This is a genomic window from Spirillospora sp. NPDC029432, from assembly GCF_040703975.1.
In the GTDB taxonomy this organism is placed as follows: Bacteria; Actinomycetota; Actinomycetes; order Streptosporangiales; family Streptosporangiaceae; genus Spirillospora.
On the sequence record NZ_JBEZWH010000067.1, the window covers coordinates 22,190 to 41,121 of the forward strand.

Sequence of the window (18,932 nt, forward strand, 5' to 3'; positions counted from 1 at the left end):
CCCCGCCGCGTACCGTGAGCACGGTCACCGGAACGTAAGGGACGGCCATGACCATCGACGACAACCCCCGCCGCATCGGAGAGAACGTCCGTGCCGCCCGGCGGGCGAGCGGGCGAAGCCTGGAGACCGTCGCCGGGCTCGTCGGCCGTTCCAAGGCCTGGCTCTCGAAGATCGAGAACGGTCACGCGCGGCTCGAACGCCGCGCCGACATCGCGGCCCTCGCGGACGTGCTGGAGGTGTCGGCCGACTACCTGATGGGCGGCCCCGCACCCGAAGTCCAGCCCGAGCGCCGCCGGTACAACCTGATGGCCCTCCAGCGCGTGCTGCTCGACGCGGCACCGGATGATCCGCCGGACGTGCGGGCGCGGCCCGTGGACGTGCTCCGCGCGGAGGTGGAGCGGGTGGACGCCGCGCTCCGCGACGCCGACTACGCGACCATCGCCCGGACGCTGCCGGACGCGATCGGCGAACTCTACGTTCATGCGGCGGGCCCGGACGGGCCGGGCCGCGACGAGGCGCTGCGGCTCGTGGTGCGGGCCTGCGGATCCTGCGCGACCTGCACGCTCCGCCATCTGGGGGAGGTGCACCTGGCCTGGATCGCCGGGGAGCGCGCGCAGCAGGCCGCCGACCTGCTCGGGGACCCGGTCTGGCGCGCGGCGGCCGCGTTCGGGCGGGCGCACGCGCGCAGTTCGGCGAACCGGCCGCGGGCGCTCATGCTCACGCCCCGGATCGCAGATGAGGTGGAGCCGTACATCGGCGACGACCCGTTCGCCCATCAGGTGTACGGGATGCTGCGCCTTTCCAGCGCGCTGGCCCTCCAGATCGACGGAGACGACCGCGGCGCGGCCGAGAACGCGGCCGAGGCCGCCCGCCATGCCGAGGAACTCGGGGAGGACCCGCAGGCGTTCGAGCTGTTCGGCCCGGCGAACGCGGGCGTGTGGCGCACCTCCCTGGCCGTGGAGTCGGGCGAGGCGGCCGCCGCCCTCGGGTACGCCGACGCGGTGGAGCCGCGCGCGCTGGCGTCCAAGAACCGGCGCGCGGCGCTGTGGATGGAGCGCGCCCGCGCCCGCGCGATGCTCGGCCACCGCCCCGAGGCCGTCACCCGCGAGCTGCGCCTGGCGGAACGCCTGTCCCCGCAGCAGGTCCACCATCACCCGCTGGTCCGCGAGCTGGTCGCCGACCTGATGCACCGCGCCGGAGGCCGCGACCTGCGCGGCCTGGCATGGCGCATGAAACTCATCTGACCTGGGTTTCCCCGAGGAAACTCCGGCCGTCTCGGGCCCTCCTAGCGTTCTGCCGTCAGGGTGTTCCGGCGGGTGGAAGGCGGTTCAGGGCATGGTGGAGGGGGCTCGGCTCGCGGCGGTGCGGGCGCTGCTGGCGCATCGGCTTCCGCGGCTGTTCGCGTGGGACGTCGCGCAGCTCGGCGCGGGCGGGGTGAGCGATGACGCGGCGGTCGCGGCGGAGCGGCTGCTGGACGCGCTGCGGGACGCGCCCGCCGGCGCCGAGGGCGTGGTGCGGCGGGTCGCCCTCGGCGCCTGGTGCGAGTACGTCGACCTCGGGGAGGTCGCCCGCGCCCGGCGGGACGCGGGCGGGGAGGTGGTGGTGTGGTGGCCGTCAGCGTTCGGCGGCGCCGGCACGGCGGGCGCGCCAGGTGATGGCGGCGTACACCGCGAGGAACGCGGCCAGGCTGATCAGGCTCAGCCATAGCTGGGAGCGGGTGTCGTCGACGACGCCCATGGAGATCAGGACGAGGACGACGCAGACGAACGTGGCCCAGCTCAGCCAGGGATGGAGCCACATCTTCAGCTTGAGGCGGTCGGGGGCGGTGCGTTCCAGGCGGTCGCGCATGCGGAGCTGGGAGAGGGCGATGATGCCGTACAGGAACAGGGCGACGGCGCCGGCCGAGTTGATGATGAAGTAGAAGATCCGGTCGGGGGAGACGAAGCTCATGATGACGGCGACGTAGCCGAGGGCGGTGCTGAGGAGGATGCCCTTCCAGGGGACGCCGCGGCGGGACGTGTCGCCGACCCAGTTCGGGGCCCAGCCGTGCTCGCGCATCGCGAAGAGCATGCGGGAGGCGATGTAGAGGCCGGAGTTCAGGACCGAGACGACGGCGGTCAGCACCACGATGTTCATGATCGTCTCGGCGGCGGGGATGCCGAAGCGATCGAACGCGGCGGCGAACGGGCTGGTGCCGTCGTGCGGGACCTCGTCCCAGGGCGTGATCATGACGAGCAGGGTCACCGAGCCGACGAAGAAGAGCAGGACGCGCCAGATGACGGTGACCGTGGCGGTGGCGATGGCCTTCGCGGGCTCCTTGGACTCGGACGCGGCGATCGTGACGATCTCGGCGCCGAAGTACGAGAAGACGACGATGACGACGCCGTGGATGACCGCGAAGCCGCCGTGGGCGAAGAAGCCGTCGTTCGCGATGTGGGTGACCGAGCCGGTGCTGTCCGGCCACAAGCCGATCACGTAGAGGGTGCCGACCAGGAGGAACACGGTGATGCAGGCGACCTTGACGGACGCCAGCCAGTACTCGGCCTCGCCGAACGACCGGACCGAGACGAGGTTGGTGGCGGTCAGCACCACCATGAGGATCAGCGCGAACGTCCACTGCGGGACGTCTGGCATCCATTTCTGCAGGATCTGGGCGCCGACCACGGCCTCGAACGCCACGATGCCGACCCAGTAGTACCAATAGAGCCAGCCGGTGGTGAAGCCCGCCCAGCCGCCGAGGGACGCGCGGGCGTACTCCATGAACGAGCCGAGCGTGGGCTGGGCGGCGGCCATCTCGCCCAGCATCCGCATCACGAACACGACCATCAGGCCGCCGATGACGTACGAGAGCACGGCGGCCGGGCCGACCGTGTTGATCACGGCGCCGCTGCCGACGAAGAGGCTGGCCCCGATGATCCCGCCGAGGGCGATCATCCGGAGGTGGCGCGGGCGCAGTTCGCGGCGGAGGCGTTCGCCGGCCGGGGGAGCGGCGGTCTCCTGCAAGTCCTTCATCGCCGGATGATCACCACGATGGGGGCGGTTGATGCGCGCTTCACGTAGCGGACACCGTTTCGAGACCCGGTAGGTTGGCGAAAATGAGCGAACCGCTGGTCGAACGGATGCGGGAGTTCGGGGAGACGATCTTCGCGGAGATGTCCGCGCGGGCCGCCGCCACCGGGGCGATCAACCTGGGGCAGGGCTTCCCGGACACCGACGGCCCGCCGGCGATGCTGGAGGCGGCGGTCGAGGCGATCCGGTCGGGCGGCAACCAGTACCCGCCCGGTCCCGGCCTGCCGGAGCTGCGCGAGGCGGTCGCGGCGCAGCGGCTCGACCGGTACGGGCTGGCGTTCGATCCGGCGACCGAGGTGTACGTGACGGTCGGCGCGACCGAGGGCATCGCCGCGTCCGTCATGGCGCTGGCCGGTCCGGGCGACGAGGTGATCGTCTTCGAGCCGTACTACGACTCGTACGCCGCGACGATCGCGCTGGCCGGGGCCGCCCGGAGGCCCGTGATGCTGCGGCCGGTCGAGGGGCGCTTCACGTTCGACCCGGACGAGCTGCGCGCGGCGGTCGGCCCGCGCACCCGGCTGATCCTGGTCAACTCGCCGCACAACCCGGCGGGCACGGTGTTCACCCGGGACGAGCTGGAGGTGATCGCCGGTGTCTGCCGCGAGCACGATCTGGTCGCCGTCACCGACGAGGTGTACGAGTACCTGACGTTCGACGGCGTCGAGCACGTCCCGCTGGCGACCCTGGACGGCATGCGCGAGCGGACGGTCACCGTCTCGTCGGTCGGCAAGAGCTTCTCGGTCACCGGCTGGAAGACGGGGTGGGTGACGGCGCCCGCCCGGTACGTCCGGGCGGTGCAGACGGTGAAGCAGTTCCTCACGTACGCGACGGGCGGCCCCTGGCAGCGGGCGGCGGCGTACGGGTTGCGGAACGAGCTGCCGTGGGTCGCGGAGCTGCGAGCCTCGCTGGAGGCCAAGCGCGACCGGCTGGTCGGCGGCCTGGAGGCGGCCGGGTTCGAGGTCTACCGGCCGCAGGGCACGTACTTCGTGCAGGCCGACATCAGGCCGCTGGGCTTCACCGACGGCATCGAGTTCTGCAAGGCGCTGCCGGAGAAGGCGGGCGTGGTGGCGATCCCGACGCAGGTGTTCTACGACCACCCGGAGGCGGGCGCGCACTTCGTCCGGTTCGCGTTCTGCAAGAAGGACGAGGTCATCGACGAGGCAGTGGAACGGCTCGGGCGGCTCGCCTAGTACCCCGCCTAGTACTTGTCCGGGCCGAAGCGCCGGACGGGCAGCCCGCTCAGCGCGGCGGCGGCCGCCGCGACCTCCTCGGCCGGACGGTCCATGCCGATGTCGGCGAAGGCGAGCGGGCCTCCGTAGGCCTGGTACGCCCGGCGTACGCGCCTGGTCCAGCGGGGGCCCGTCCGCGCGATGACCGCCTCCGGGTCGGCGGGCACGAAGACCACGACCTGCCCGCGCCCCTTCCCGCCGGTGAGCGGCCGGCCGCCGAGGGCGCGGAACGGGACGACGCGGAGCTCGGTGAGCTCCGCCCACGCCACCCGTACCTCCAGGGACGGGACCTCCACGCCGTCGCGCCGCAGGTACAGCACCGGGAGGGCGACCTTGGAGCGGCGCACGGCCAGGGCGAGCGCCGCGCTGAAGAGCACGAGGACGAGCGCCGCCACGGTCAGGCCCGGCACCGGGCCCCACGCCACCGAGAGGACGGCGGCCGCGAGCGCCACCACCCCCAGGCACAGGACGGACTGGCGGCGCAGCGCGGACAGGTCGTACCGGACGGCGACCTCCTCGTTCGAGGCGGGCGCGGCCGGGGGCGGCGGCGGGTCGCGGCGTTCGCTCACCCACAGGGCCGCGGCGTGCACGCTCTCCAGCCGGTGCCAGGCCAGGAAGCGCCCGCGCAGCCAGTAGATGTAGGCCACCAGGGGCACCGGGACGGGGGCCGCGACGAGCATGCTCGCGGTGCCGCCGGACGACAGCCCCGGGGCCGCGATCGCCAGGACGACCGCCGCCCCCACCGCCCACAGGAGCAGCAGGACGATCGGCCACAGGAGATGCCGCGGGTACGGGCGGGCCAGCATCGCGCGGGCGTACCCGACGGCGACCACGGCGACGGCGGGGTCGGGGTGCGGACGGCCGCCGCGCATCAGGCCGCGCCGCACGTCGCGGGGCAGCTCGCGCCAGGCGTCCAGGGCGGCGGCGCCGGCGGGGACCGGCGGTGCCGGGGTGGTCGGTTGCACGGCGGGAGTGTAACGGGACGAACCAGGTCATGCGGCCATTCGCCAACGGGGACGGCGCCGGTTGGGCGGATTTCGACGGTGAGGGGTGCCGGGCCGCGTGGGTACGGTACGGCTCGTGGGCGGCGACGGGGGACCGGGACGGGTGCTGATCGCGCTCGGCGGCAACGCGATGACCGCGCCGGACGGGAGCGCGTCCCCGCAGGCGCAGGAGGCGGCGGTCGAGAGCGCGATGGACGGCGTGGCCGAACTCGTCGCGGCGGGCGCCCGGGTCGTCCTCACGCACGGGAACGGCCCGCAGGTCGGCAACCTGCTCATCAAGAACCAGCTGGCCGCGCACGTGGTGCCGCCGGTGCCGCTGGACTGGTGCGGCGCGCAGACCCAGGGCACCATCGGCGTACTGATCATGAACGCGCTGGGCCGGGCGCTGGCGGCGCGCGGCGCGTCCCGGCCGGTGTCCACGGTGGTGACGCGGACGCTGGTGGACGCCGCCGACCCCGGGTTCGCCGATCCGGTGAAGCCGGTCGGCCGCTACTTCCCCAAGGCCGAGGCGGAGCGGTTCATGGCGCTCGGCCAGTCGTGGCGCTCGTTCGGCGCCCGCGGCTGGCGGCGGACGGTGGCCTCGCCGGAGCCGCTGGAGATCCTGGACGCCCCGGCCGCGGTGGCGCTGCTGGCGGCCGGGCACGTGGTGGTCGCCGCGGGCGGCGGGGGAGTGCCCGTCGTGCGCGGCGCGAACGGCGAGCCGCACGGCGTGGAGGCCGTGGTGGACAAGGACCTGGCCGCCCAGCTGCTGGCCCGCGAGCTGGGCATGGAGGTCCTGGTGATCGCCACCGACGTCGACCACGTCATGGCGGGGTACGGAACGGACCGGGAGCGGCCGCTCGGCCGCACCACCGCGGGCGAGCTGCGGGCGCTGGCCGCCGCCGGGCACTTCGCCGGCGGCAGCATGGGCCCGAAGGTCGAGGCCGCGCTGCGGTTCGTCGCGGCGGGCGGGCGGCGCGCGGCGATCGCGTCGCTGGAGCACATCGTCCCCGCCGCGCACGGCGCGGCCGGGACGGTCATCGAGGACGACACCGCATAGCCGACAGCAGCAGCCGACACGAGCAGCCGACAGCGAGCGGCCGACAGCGAGGAGTGGCGACCGTGCCCGATCCGATCGAAGTGCGCAAGATCCCCATCGAGAGCGTGACCGACGCCGCGGGGCTGGCCCGGCTGATCGACGACGGCGTGCTGGAGGCCGACCGGGTGCTGGCGGTGGTCGGCAAGACGGAGGGCAACGGCGGCGTCAACGACTACACCCGGCTGCTGGCCGACCGGGCGTTCCGCGAGGTCCTGACCGCGCGCGGCACCCGTACCGCCGAGGAGGTGCGGGGCGTCCCGCTGGTGTGGTCGGGCGGCACCGACGGGGTGCTGAGCCCGCACGCGACGGTGTTCGCGACCGCCGACCCGGCCACCGTCCCGGCCTCGGACGAGCCGCGCCTGTCGGTCGGCGTCGCGATGAGCGAGATCATCCTGCCCGAGGACATCGGCCGGCCCGCGATGGTGGAGACGGTCGCGGCGGGCGTGCGCGAGGCGATGAAGACCGCCGGGATCGAGGACCCGGCCGACGTGCACTACGTGCAGACCAAGACGCCGCTGCTCACCCTCGACACGATCAACGACGCGAGGTCGCGCGGCAACACGGTGGTCACCGAGGACACCCTCAAGTCGATGGACATCTCCAACTCGACGACGGCGCTCGGCATCGCGGTGGCGCTCGGCGAGATCGAGATGCCGGAGGCGGACCGGATCCACCGCGACCTGACGCTGTACTCGTCGGTCGCGTCCTGCTCGTCCGGCGTGGAACTGGACCGGGCGCAGATCGTCCTGGTGGGGAACGTGCGCGGCATCGGCGGCCGGTACCGGGCCGGGCACGGCGTGATGCGGGACGCGCTGGACGCCGACGGCATCTGGGCGGCGATCCGGTCGGCCGGGCTCGACCTGCCGGACCGGCCGCGCGCCGAGGACCTGGACGGCCGCCTCGTCAACGCGTTCATCAAGTGCGAGGCCGACCCGTCCGGATCGGTGCGGGGCCGCCGCAACATCATGCTGGACGACTCCGACGTGCACTGGCACCGCCAGATCAAGGCGTGCGTCGGCGGCGTGGCCGCCTCGGTGACCGGCGACCCGGCGGTGTTCGTGTCCGTCGCGGCCGTCCACCAGGGCCCCTCGGGCGGCGGTACGGTCGCCGCGATCGTCGCCCCCTGACGCCGTTCGTGTACCGAACGTAACAGGATCGTTGCGAAGAGTATCCGGAGTCGCGCGGTAAGCGGGGTCGGGAGGTTATAGCCTCATTGCCGTGTCCGGACTGACCATTCCCGAACCCGCCTTCCCCGAGGACGACGGCACCGCCGACCCGCGGCTGCGCGAGGCCCTGGCCGGCTACGCGGCCGGCCGCGTCGGCGCGCACCGCGTCCTCGGCGAGCTGCACGACGCGCGCCTGCTGGTGCCGGTCGTCGCCGTGCTCACCGAAGAGGAGGAGGTCGCGCCCGGCGAGCTGCGCCGCGAGAAGTCCAGCGACATGGCGCTGCCGACGCTCGTCGGCGAGGACGGCCGCCGGGGCGTGCTCGGGTTCACCTCGATGGAGACCATGAAGGCGTGGCGCGCGGACGCCCGCCCGGTGGCGGTGCACGCCCGGCAGGCGTGCCTGGCCGCGCTGGACGAGGGCGCGCACGCGCTGGTCGTCGACGTGGCCGGCCCGGTGCCGTTCGCGGTGGACGGGCTGCGGCTGCACCTGCTGGCCGAGGGCCGCGCGGTCCCGCCGCCGCACGAGGACCCAGAGGTGCTGGCGGCGGTCGAGGCCGCGGTGGGGCCCGAGGAGGCGGTGAGCGGCGTGCGGATCGCCGAGGGCACGGCCGCCGAGCTGGCGATCCGGTTCGCGATCGCGCCCGGCCACGACGAGCGCGCGGTCGTCCAGCGGGTGTCGGACCGGCTCGCCGAAGTGCTGCGGGGGCGGGTCGTGGGCGGCGTCGAGCTGAGCATCGTCCGGCGTTAATTCGCTGGCCCCGTACCGCCCCTGACCGGCAGGGTTGGGCAGATGCACACCGACACCGACACCGGCATTGACGTCGACGCTTTCGTCGAGAACGGGTTCGTCCGCGTCGAGGGGGCCGTTCCGCGCGACCTCGTCGAGGAGTGCCTGGCGATCCTCTGGCGCGACACCGGGTGCGATCCGGACGATCCGGCGACCTGGACGCGGCCCGTCGTGCGGCTCGGCGGCTACGCGCAGGAGCCGTTCCGGCTGGCCGCGAACACGCCGCGGCTGACCGCCGCGTACGACGCCCTCGCCGGCCCGGGCGGATGGGCGCCGGCCGCCGGCCTCGGCACGTGGCCGGTGCGGTTCCCGAGCCCGGACGAGCCCGGCGACGACGGCTGGCACATCGACGCGAGCTTCCCCGGCGACGACCCGGCCGACTTCATGTCCGCCCGGGTCAACCTGGCCTCGCGCGGCCGCGCCCTGCTGATGCTGTTCCTGTTCTCGGACGTGGCGGAGGAGGACGCGCCGACCCGGGTCCGGGTGGGCTCCCACCTGGACGTGCCGCCGATCCTGGAGCCCGCCGGGGACGCGGGCCTGCCGTTCATGGAGCTGGCGGGGAAGGCGGTGCCCGCGACCGAGCACCGGCCGACCGCGTACGCGACCGGCCGCGCGGGCGACGTGTACCTGTGCCACCCGTTCCTGGTGCACGCGGCGCAGAAGCACCACGGCACCCGGCCGCGGTTCATGGCGCAGCCGCCGCTCCTGCCCGCGGGCGACGCGCCCGCCGCGGACTCTGCGGTGGCCGGGGCGATCCGGCGAGGTCTCGGGGGCTGACCGCCGTAGGCTGAGCACCCGAGACCCGTACCGGAGGAACGACCGTGTTGACGATGCAGGACGCCCTGATCCGGCTCACCGACCACTGGGCGGGGCACGGCTGCCTCATCACCCAGCCGATGAACACGGAGGTGGGCGCGGGGACGCTGAACCCCGCCACCGCGCTGCGCGTCCTCGGTCCCGAGCCGTGGCGGGTCGCCTACGTCGAGCCGAGCGTGCGGCCCGACGACGCGCGCTACGGGGACAACCCCAACCGGCTGCAGACCCACACCCAGTTCCAGGTGGTCCTCAAGCCCGAGCCGGGCGACGCGCAGGAGCTGTACCTGGGCAGCCTGGAGGCGCTGGGCATCGACCTGCGCGCCCACGACGTGCGGTTCGTCGAGGACGACTGGGCCTCCCCGGCGCTCGGCGCGTGGGGGCTGGGCTGGGAGGTGTGGCTGGACGGGCTGGAGATCACCCAGTTCACCTACTTCCAGCAGTCCGGCGGGCTGACCCTCGACCCGGTCGCGGTCGAGATCACCTACGGGATGGAGCGCATCATCATGGCGCTCCAGGGCGTGTCCCACTTCAAGGACATCGCGTACGCGCCCGGCATCAGCTACGGCGAGGCGTTCGGGCAGGCCGAGTACGAGATGAGCCGCTACTACCTGGACGACGCCGACATCGGCACCGTCCGGGAGCTGTTCGAGGCGTACGCGGCCGAGGCGCGGCGGATGCTGGACGCGCGGCTGCCCGTCCCCGCGCACTCGTACGTGCTGAAGTGCTCGCAGGCGTTCAACGTCCTCGACGCGCGCGGCGCGATCGGCACGACCGAGCGCGCCCGCGCGTTCGCCCGCATGCGCCGCCTCGCGCACGACGTGGCGGGCCTGTGGGTCGAGCGCCGCGCGGAGCTGGGCCACCCGCTCGGCGACGCGGCCGCCCGCCCGGCCGCCCCGGCGGAGGAGCGGCCGTTCGCGCCCGCCCCGCCGACGCTGGTCGCGCCCGCCTCGTTCGCGCTGGAGATCGGGGTGGAGGAGCTGCCGCCGCACGAGGTCTCCCGCACGGCCGACGCGGTGGCCGAACGCCTCGTCCAGGGCCTGGAGGAGGCCGGGCTGTACGGCGACACCTGCGAGGTGCACACCTACGCCACCCCGCGCCGCGTGATCGTCACGGCGAGTGAGGTCGAGCCGCGCGAGCCCGACACCGAGCAGGTCGTCAAGGGGCCGCGGCTGTCCGCCGCGTACGACGCGGAGGGCGCGCCGACGAAGGCGCTCCAGGGGTTCGCGCGCGGCCAGGGCATCGACGTCGCCGACGTCCGCCCGGTCACGGTCGGCGGCGGCGAGTACGCCGGGTACGTCCGGCGGATCACCGGCCGCCCCGCCGCCGAGGTCCTGATGGAGCTGCTGCCCGGGATCGTCGAGGGGCTGCGCGCCGACAAGAACATGCGGTGGAACGCCCCGGGCCTGTCGTTCGCGCGGCCCGTCCGGTGGCTGCTGGCGCTGCTGGACGAGCACGAGATCCCGTTCGAGGTGGCCGGCATGACCGCGGGCCGCATCACGCGCGTGCATCGCACGGCCACCACGACATCGGTGTCGGTGCCCGACGCGGGCGCGCTCATCCCGGCGCTGCGCGCGCACGGCATCGAGCCGGCCGTGGAGCGGCGCCGCTCGCAGATCGTCGAGACGGCCGGTCCGCTGGCCGTCGGGGTCGGCGGCGCGATCGACTTCCCGGGCGAGCGCGCCCTGGTCGAGGAGATCGTCAACCTGGTGGAGGAGCCGGTGGCGATCCTCGGCGCGTTCGACCCCTCCTACCTGGAGCTGCCCGAGGAGATCCTCACCACCGTCATGAAGAAGCACCAGCGCTACCTGCCGGTGCGGGGCGCGGGCGGCGCGGGCGGGCTGCTGCCGTACTTCGTGACCGTGGCCAACGGCGAGTGCGACCACGAGGCGGTGCGGGCGGGCAACGAGGCCGTCCTGCGCGCCCGCTACGAGGACGCCGCGTTCTTCTTCCACCAGGACCTGCGGAGCACGCCCGAGGAGATCCGGGAGGGGCTCGGCAAGCTGACGTTCACCGAGCGGCTCGGCTCGATGGCCGACCGGGCCGCGCGGATCCGCGCGATCGCCGCCGAGCTGGCGGACCGGATCGACCTGACCGCGGCGGAGTCGGCCGTGCTGGCGCGGGCCGGGGAGCTGGCGAAGTTCGACCTCGCGTCCGCCATGGTGATCGAGCTGTCCGGGCTGGCCGGGACGATGGCCCGCGAGTACGCGCGGCGCGCCGGCGAGGACGAGGCCGTCGCCACCGCCCTGTACGAGATGGAGCTGCCGCGGTCGGCCGGGGACGCGCTCCCGGCGGGCACGCCCGGCGCGCTGCTCGCGCTGGCCGACCGGCTCGACCTGCTGGCCGGGCTGTTCGCGGTCGGCTCGGCGCCGAGCGGCAGCTCCGACCCGTTCGGGCTGCGCCGCGCCGCGCTCGCGGTGACCGCGATCCTGCGGTCCGGCGTCCGGCTCGCGCCGCTGACCGTCGAGGCGGGGCTGGCGATCGCGGCCCGCCACCAGCCGGTCGAGGTGACCGCCGAGGCGGCCGGCGAGGCCGTCCGGTTCGTCGCGCGGCGGCTGGAGCGGTCGCTGCTGGACGACGGCCACGCGGTCGCGGTCGTGCGGGCCGTGCTGCCGCACGCCGGGTCGCCCGCGTACGCCGAGCAGGCCGCCGCCGACCTGGCCAAGCTGCTGGACGACGACCGCTTCCGGCGGCTGACGGCGGCGCTGCAGCGGGTGCTGCGGATCGTCCCGGCAGGCACGCCCGCCGGGTACGACCCCGCGCTGTTCCGGGAGCCGGCCGAGCACCGGCTGCACGAGGCGTTCACGAAGGTCGGGGACGTGCTGCCGGAGCGCGCGCCGCTGCCGGAGTTCACCACGGCGGCGTTCCCGCTGGCGCACCCCATCGACCTGTACTTCGACGACGTCATGGTGATGGCCGAGGACCCGGCGCTGCGCGCCAACCGGCTGGGCTTCCTCGCCGCGGTACGCGATCTCGTCGCGGGCGTGCTCGACTGGCCGCAGATCGCCTGACCGCGGGGTCGCGGGCGTTCGGGGGTGTTCCACATAGAAGAACGCTCGGGAGAGGCTGTTCCCTATAGCGCTACACGGTTGTAGCGTGGCGCAGCCCACTCCCGGTGGGCGCTCCCACCTCCGACACCGGAAAGTACGTCGATGAGCGTTCTCGCCGCGCCGCCCGCCAGAGCGGCGTCCAGTTCCCCCTATCGCTGGGTCATCCTCATCCTGAGCTGGCTGGCCTTCACGATGACCTCAGTGGACCGTTCCACATGGGGCCCGGCGTCGGCCTCGGTCGGGGAGTCGCTGGGCGTCGCGCTGGGCGGCCTGGGCGTCTTCGTGACCGCGTACTACATCGGCTACGTCGTCTCGAACGCGGCGGGCGGCTTCCTCACCGACTGGATCGGCGCCCGCAACATCCTCGCCGGGTCGCTGTTCGTGGCCGGCGGCTTCATGATCCTGTTCGGCTCCACGCACTCGGCCGGGATCGGCATCGCGTTCCAGGCGGTCGTCGGGCTGTTCGCCGGCGCCGACTACTCCGCCGGGGTCAAGCTCATCACCGGCTGGTTCGCCGAGAAGGACCGCGGGCTCGCGATGGGCGTCTACATGACCGCCACCTCGCTCGGCACGATGATCGCCAACGCGATCGTGCCGTCGCTGATCGAGGCGAGCGGCTGGCGGACCTCGTACCACGCGTTCGGCGCCGTCTCGATGGTCGTCGCCGTGCTGTGCTTCCTGCTGGTACGCCCCGCGACGGCGGCCGAACCCGAGGCGGCCGGCGTCAAGCGCGCCCCGCTGCCCGACCTGCGCCCGCTGGCGCGCAACCGGGACCTGCTGATCCTCGGCCTGGCCGGGTTCGGCGGCCTGTGGGGCACCTACGGCTTCATCACCTGGTCCAACACCTTGATGATCAAGGGCAATGACATCGAGCCGGTGACCGCCGGGCTGGTCGTGTCGATCTTCGCCTTCGCCGCCGTCCTCTGCAAGCCGCTGATCGGGCTGGTCACCGACCTGATCGGCAGGGGCCGGCGGATCCCGACGATGGGCGTGCTGCTGTTCTTCGTGATCGCGCTGCTGGTCTTCGGCGGCATGAGCACGCCCGCCGGGTTCCTGGTCGTGGCCCCCTTCCTCGGCATCGGCGCCTACCTCTACAGCCCGCTGATGACCGCGATGATCCCCGGCCTGTCCGGCGGCCGGCTGGCGGGCTCGGCGGCCGGCGCCACCAACGCCGTCTGGCAGCTCGGCAGCGTGATCGTGCCGGTCGTCATCGGCGCGGTGTTCTCCGCGACCGGCTCGTTCTACGCCGCGTTCCTCGCGCTGGCCGTCGGGCCGCTGGTCGGCGCCGTCCTGATGTTCTTCGTCCGGGAGAAGCGGCCCTCCCACGCCGCCGATCCCGAAGGCACCACCACCGAGAAGAAGACGGAGGCACCGGCATGACCGAGCACTACGACGTGGTCGTGGCGGGCGGCGGGTCCGGCGGCGTCGCCGCCGCCGTGGGGGCCGCGCGGGCCGGCGCCCGCACCCTGCTGATCGAGCGCGGGCCCTGCCTCGGCGGCGCCGCCACCCTCCGCAACGTCGTGACCTACTGCGGCCTCTACACCCGCGCCGAGCCGTACGACCAGGTCGTGTACGGCGTCGCCGAGCAGGTGCTGGCCGGGCTGCGGGCCGAGGACGCCGTCACCGCGCCGCAGAAGTTCACCGCCGTCGCCGTGCCGTTCGACCCCGAGACCGCCAAGCGCGTCCTCGACCGCGTCTGCGTGGCGGCGGGCGTGGAGATCCGGCTGCACAGCATGGTGCTCGGCGCCCGCCGCGACGCCGCGGGCCGCGTCACCGCCGTCCGGGTCGGCGACCACTCCGGCCTGCACGAGATCACCGCGTCGGCGTTCGTCGACGCGTCCGGCGAGGCCGACCTGGCCTGGCACGCCGGCGCCGAGGTCCGGTACGGCAACGAGGGCAAGGTCCAGAACGGCACCCTCGCCGTCCGCTTCGGCGGCATCCCCGCGGACGTGCCCGTGACCCGCGACCTGGTCCGCGAGGCCGTCCAGGCGGCCCGCGGGCGCGGCGTCGCCCCGCTGACCGCCGAGCGCGGGCTGGTCGCGCGGCTGCCGGTGTCCGGCGACGTGATCACGTTCCTGGCCGACGAGGGGTACGACGCCCGCGACGCCGCCGACACCAGCCGCGCCGAGATCTCCGCCCGCGCCCAGTCCCGCGCGTACCTGGAGGCGATCCGCTCGCTGCCCGGCTGCGCCGGCGCGTACATCGTCGCCACCGGCCCCGAGCTGGGCACCCGCGAGTCCCGGCACGTCGCGGCCCGCTACCGGATGAGCGAGTCCGACGTGCTGGACGCGGGCCGCTTCGACGACGCGATCGCCCTCGGCGCCTGGCCCGTCGAGTACCACCCCGGTCCCGGCGAGCCCTCGGAGTGGCGGTTCATCAAGGACGACGGCTACTACGAGATCCCGTACGGCACGGTGTGCAGCGCGGACACGCCCAACCTGTTCGCGGCGGGCCGCACCGTCGACGGCGACCGCGTCGCCGGCGGCTCGCTGCGCGTCATGGGCACCGCGTTCGCGACCGGTCACGCGGCCGGGATCGCGGCGGCCCTCACCGCCGGCCACGGCGCGACGGACGCGACCGCCGTACGGGCCGAGCTGCTGCGCCAGGACGCCTACCTCCCCGGCGCGTCCTGACGGCAGAATCGGTCCGGATGAAGAACAAACCGCCCTATGCCCTGACCTCGGTCGACAACGTGCTGCTGCTGATCCACCTGCTCCGCGACCAGGGGCAGGTCAAGGTCAGCGAGGCCGCGCGCGAGCTGGGCATCGCGCGCTCGACCGCGCACCGGCTGCTGGCGATGCTCGTCTACCGGGACTTCGCCGTCCAGGACGGGAACCACAACTACCTGCCCGGCCCCTTCCTCGCGATGGGGCCGGGCGGCGCCACCCCCGTCCGCGAGCTGCGCGCGGTCGCGCAGCCGCACATGGAGGACCTGTGCCAGCGCGTCCAGGAGACCGTCAACCTGATGGTCCGGGTCGGCGCGGAGGTCCGCTTCATCGCCAGCGTCGAGTCGGTGCGGGTCCTGCATGTCGGCGACCGGCGCGGCACCATCCTCCCCGCGCACCGCGCCTCGGGCGGCAAGGCGCTGCTGGCCGAGCTGCCCCCGGACCGGCTCGCCGAGCTGTACGCCCCGGACGCCCTGCCCGCCGCCGAGCGGACCCGGCTGCTCAGGGAGCTCGACCTCGTGCGCGCGCACGGCCACGGCGTCAACATGGAGGAGACCGAGGAGGGCGTGTCGGCCATCGGCGCCGCCGTCCACGACGGCCAGGGCACGGCCGTCGCCGCCCTGTCGATCGCCGCCCCCTCCACCCGCTTCCGCGGCGACCGCGTCGAGCTGTTCGCCCGCGAGCTGGCCCGTACCGTCCGCGAGGTGGAACGCGGCCTGAAGGATCTCCCGAACCCCGGCTGACTGTCACCGGGGTCCCCTACGGTGATCGGCCATGGAAGATCAGTTCCCCCCGGACGAGGACGTCCTGGTCCTGCCCGAGCCGCTGCGCGAAGATCTGCACCCCCGCCGCGGCGGCGCGATCCCCGGCGGATCGAGGCTGTACGACAGCGCCGAAGGCAAGGTGCGGTCGGGCGACACGGCCGATTCCGCCGCCGGCGCCAAGGCCGCGAAGCTGGTCGAGGAGCACCGGAAGCATCTCGACCGGGTGCTGGCGGCCCCCCGCGGCGACCGGGACCTGGCCGAGCACGCCCGCGCCTACCTCGCCGGCGCGGACGACCCGGCCGGAGCGGCCGCCGTCCTCGCCGCCGTGGGCGCCCGGCGCGGCCGGGACACGACACGGATCTTCACCGACGGCTGGATCGCGGACCGCGGGCCCGCCTTCGCCGCCGCCGCGCTCGCCGAGCACAACACCATCGCCAACTCGACCTCCAGGCTGGAGCGCCTGGAGGCGGACTTGTTCCGCTTCCTGGAGAGCGTCTGCCTGCGCCGGGTCCGGGGGCTGCTGGCCCTCGGCCCGGAAGAGGAGTACGAGCGGGCCGTGGAACGGCTGGCCGGCTCCCGCCGGACCCGGTCCCAGCGGCTGGTCGTCTCCTACCTGGTGCCCACCCGGGACGACTGGGTCGACGAATGCTGCCTCGAACCGCCCGCCACAGGCCACGGCGAGGGCGCGTACCGCGCGCTGCTGTGGGCGTCCATCAGCACCCCGCGGCATCTGGAGCTGCTCGGGGACTGGCGCCTGGAGGAGTGGGACTTCGGGGCGTACTCGTCCGGGATGCGCGCCACGATGGCCGACGGCGCCGGCGCGGCCATCGCGCCCGTGCTGGTCGACGCGTGGGACCGGATGACGATCTACAAGCCGTGGCGGGAGGCGTTCGTCGAGCTGATCTCCCTGCTGCCGGGCGACGAGGCGTTCAGGCTGCTGCTGGAGCGGTACGACCGCGAGCACGCGCGCACGTACCTCCGCGCGGCCATGGAGCGCTGCCCCGTACGCGCCGCGCGAGTGCTGGCAGGTGTCGCGGCGAGCGGGTCCAGGTCGGCCCTGCTCGCCGCCGGCCTGCTGCACGCGCACCTGGAGGCCCACCCGGAGCTGGCCGGGCCGCCCGCGCCGCCGCGCGTCCCCGACGCGCCCGCCGGGGACCTTCCGGCGGTGCTGACCGAACCGGGACGGGCGCCGCGGCTGCCCGCGTACGCCGACCCGGACGCGCTGCCGCAGGTGCTCCTCAAGGACGCCGCCGGCGCCCTGCCCGCCGATGCGGTCAGGCGCCTCGTCGCGCTGGCCAGGAAGGACGACCCGCGGCTGGCGGAGGTCCGGGACGCCTGCGACCGGCGCTCGCTCGCCGACCTCGGCTGGGCGCTGTTCCTGCACGGCGACGCGTGGGCGCTGCCCGCGCTCGGCCGGCTCGGCGACGACCGCACGGCCAGCGACCTGGCGGAACTGATCCCCGGATGGGTCGCCAGGGGCCTGCGGGCCAGGGGCGTCAAGGCCGTGGACGCGATCGCCCGGATCGGCACCGCCGGCGCCCGGGCCGTGCTGGAGGGCATCGCGGCCTCCGGCACCCACCACACGATCACGACGGCCGCCCGGCAGCGGGCGGCGGAGGCCGCCCGATGAACATGTACGTGCACCCGCGGCGCGGCGGTGTCCCCGGCCCGCCCGTGGAAGTGGAGGCGGACGCGGCCGCGCGGATCGCCCGGCTGGTCGAGCGCAAGGGCGACCAGATCGAGGAGATCCTCGGGCACCCGGAGTCCGATCCGGAGCTGGTCCGGCGGGCCCGCCGCCATCTGGGCGGCGAGCCCGATCCGGCGGGCGCGGCGGTGGTCGCCGAGGTGCTGTGCGCCCGGCGGGACGACCGCGACGAGGCCGAGGAACGGTTCGCCGCCGCGTGGGCCGCCGGGCACGGCCCGGCGTTCGCCGCCTGCGCGCTCGCCGAGCTGGCCGACGTGACCACGCACCTTCGACTCGCGGTGCGGCCCGGCCGGGGCCGGCCGCCCGGCGATGAGGGGCTGTGGCTGGTCCGGGCGCTGCTGGCCGCCGGTGCGGACGCGGAGTACGCCGCCGCCGTGGACGGCCTGGCCGGGCGCCGCCGGACCCTGGAGCAGCGGCTGGTCGCCTCCTACCTCGTCCCGACCAGGACGGACTGGGTGGACGAGTGCTGCGCCGCCGGGCTCGGACGCGATCCCCGCCGGCGGCGCCTGCTGCTGGCCTCCCTGAGCACGGCCCGCCATGTGGAACTGCTCGGCGGCCCGCCGCGGCTCGACTACGGCGACTGCTGGGAGGGGACCTTCCACACGATGGCCGACGGGCTGGGCACGGCGGCCGTCCCGGCGCTCGCCGCCGCGCTGGAGCCGTACCCGGAGGGCATGGCGCCCGCCGGGCACGCCGAGGTCCTGGACGCGCTGTGCACGATCCCGGCCGACGAGGCGTTCGCCGTGCTGGTGGACCGGATCGACCTCCAGGTCGCGCAGGCCGCGCTGCTGGGGGCGATGGAGCGGTATCCCGAGCGCGCCGTCCGGCTGCTGGCGCCCGCGACCGCGGGGACGTCCCGCAAGGCCGCGCTCGCCACCGAGCTGCTCAAGATCCACCTGCGCCTCCACCCGGAAGCGGCGTCCGGCGACGGACTCCCGGACGTCCGCCGCAGGCCGGACGCCCCGGCGGACGCGGTCCCGGCGCTGCTGGCCGAGCCGCCGTGGACGCGCCGGCGCGAACCGATCGTCCTGCCCGGCCTGGAGCCGCCCGCCGCACGGTCGATGCGCTGGGCACCCGGCGAGCGCGAGGAGTGGGCGGCGGCGGGCGCGCACCGGATCGCGCCGCTCGAACCGGACGCGGACCTGGAGGGCATGGCCGCGCGGTTCCGCTCCGGGAAGCTCGGCCGCGAGCACCAGCTCAGCCTGCTCGCCCACGGCCCCGACGACCTCGTACGGCCGCTGCTGGCGCTGTGGGCGGAGGAGGAGAGGCCGCTCCCGTACCAGGGCGACTGGTGGCGGCCGCTGATCGCCCGGTTCGGGGACGACTTCAGGCCCGTCGCCGTGCGGCAGAACGCCCCGGGCCCGCTGCTTCCCTACCTGGACGCCGAGGCGGCGGCGCTGATGGCCGGATGGCTGCTCACGCCGAAGGCGGCCCGGCCGGCCGCGCTGGCCTGGTTCGAGCGGCACGGGCTGGACGCCGTGCCGCTGCTGGTCCCGGCCGCGCTCGCCAAGGCGGCCGGGCGGCGCCGCGCGACCGGGGAGGCGTTGCGGGTGCTCGCCGGCGCGCACGGGGACGCGGCCGTCGCCGGCGCCGCCCGCGTC

General features: G+C 74.7%; 15 protein-coding genes. 13 read left to right on the forward strand and 2 right to left on the reverse strand.

Annotated elements, in window-relative coordinates:
• The first annotated feature begins 47 nt into the window (after positions 1-47).
• Positions 48-1,244, forward strand: a complete 1,197-nt coding sequence (locus tag AB0881_RS34195) for a helix-turn-helix transcriptional regulator (RefSeq protein WP_366623784.1) — start codon at positions 48-50, stop codon at positions 1,242-1,244.
• Positions 1,245-1,335: 91 nt separating this feature from the next.
• The gene (locus AB0881_RS34200) at positions 1,336-1,707 is read left to right on the forward strand and encodes a hypothetical protein (protein WP_366623786.1); all 372 of its coding nucleotides are present in this window, start codon (positions 1,336-1,338) and stop codon (positions 1,705-1,707) included.
• Here the strand turns inward: AB0881_RS34200 and AB0881_RS34205 are convergent.
• Complete coding sequence (locus tag AB0881_RS34205; protein ID WP_366623787.1) at positions 1,615-3,012, reverse strand: amino acid permease; 1,398 nt, start codon at positions 3,010-3,012, stop codon at positions 1,615-1,617. The two genes, AB0881_RS34200 and AB0881_RS34205, sit on opposite strands and share 93 nt — an antisense overlap.
• 83 nt (positions 3,013-3,095) lie before the next feature.
• Here AB0881_RS34205 and AB0881_RS34210 point away from each other — a divergent pair, with 83 nt between their 5' ends.
• On the forward strand, positions 3,096-4,259 hold the full coding sequence (locus AB0881_RS34210) for a pyridoxal phosphate-dependent aminotransferase (RefSeq protein ID WP_366623789.1): 1,164 nt from the start codon (positions 3,096-3,098) through the stop codon (positions 4,257-4,259).
• Positions 4,260-4,267: 8 nt separating this feature from the next.
• On the opposite strand, the gene AB0881_RS34215 is transcribed toward AB0881_RS34210, so the two are convergent.
• Positions 4,268-5,263, reverse strand: a complete 996-nt coding sequence (locus tag AB0881_RS34215) for a hypothetical protein (protein ID WP_366623791.1) — start codon at positions 5,261-5,263, stop codon at positions 4,268-4,270.
• Between the two features lie 115 nt (positions 5,264-5,378).
• Here AB0881_RS34215 and AB0881_RS34220 point away from each other — a divergent pair, with 115 nt between their 5' ends.
• The 10 genes from AB0881_RS34220 to AB0881_RS34265 all read left to right on the forward strand — a co-directional run.
• Positions 5,379-6,341: a carbamate kinase gene (locus AB0881_RS34220; protein WP_366623793.1), complete on the forward strand. Its 963-nt coding sequence runs from the start codon at positions 5,379-5,381 to the stop codon at positions 6,339-6,341.
• 62 nt (positions 6,342-6,403) lie between these two features.
• Positions 6,404-7,507 (forward strand): ring-opening amidohydrolase, encoded by a 1,104-nt coding sequence (locus tag AB0881_RS34225; protein ID WP_366623795.1) that lies wholly within the window; start codon positions 6,404-6,406, stop codon positions 7,505-7,507.
• Between the two features lie 91 nt (positions 7,508-7,598).
• Entirely contained in the window at positions 7,599-8,294 is a 696-nt protein-coding gene (locus AB0881_RS34230; protein WP_366623797.1) for an SseB family protein, read from the forward strand.
• Between the two features lie 42 nt (positions 8,295-8,336).
• A complete protein-coding gene (locus tag AB0881_RS34235) occupies positions 8,337-9,110 on the forward strand; it encodes a phytanoyl-CoA dioxygenase family protein (protein ID WP_366623799.1) in 774 nt (257 codons plus the stop codon).
• 53 nt (positions 9,111-9,163) lie between these two features.
• Positions 9,164-12,157 (forward strand): glycine--tRNA ligase, encoded by a 2,994-nt coding sequence (locus AB0881_RS34240; RefSeq protein WP_366623815.1) that lies wholly within the window; start codon positions 9,164-9,166, stop codon positions 12,155-12,157.
• Positions 12,158-12,298: 141 nt separating this feature from the next.
• Positions 12,299-13,576: an MFS transporter gene (locus AB0881_RS34245; protein ID WP_366623801.1), complete on the forward strand. Its 1,278-nt coding sequence runs from the start codon at positions 12,299-12,301 to the stop codon at positions 13,574-13,576.
• Entirely contained in the window at positions 13,573-14,829 is a 1,257-nt protein-coding gene (locus AB0881_RS34250) for an FAD-dependent oxidoreductase (protein ID WP_366623803.1), read from the forward strand. Before AB0881_RS34245 ends, AB0881_RS34250 begins: the two co-directional genes overlap by 4 nt.
• Before the next feature lie 17 nt (positions 14,830-14,846).
• Positions 14,847-15,605, forward strand: a complete 759-nt coding sequence (locus AB0881_RS34255; protein ID WP_366623805.1) for an IclR family transcriptional regulator — start codon at positions 14,847-14,849, stop codon at positions 15,603-15,605.
• A gap of 31 nt (positions 15,606-15,636) precedes the next feature.
• On the forward strand, positions 15,637-17,256 hold the full coding sequence (locus AB0881_RS34260; RefSeq protein ID WP_366623807.1) for a hypothetical protein: 1,620 nt from the start codon (positions 15,637-15,639) through the stop codon (positions 17,254-17,256).
• The coding region (locus AB0881_RS34265; protein ID WP_366623809.1) for a hypothetical protein at positions 17,253-18,932 on the forward strand (1,680 nt) is incomplete at its 3' end. The genes AB0881_RS34260 and AB0881_RS34265, both read left to right, overlap by 4 nt.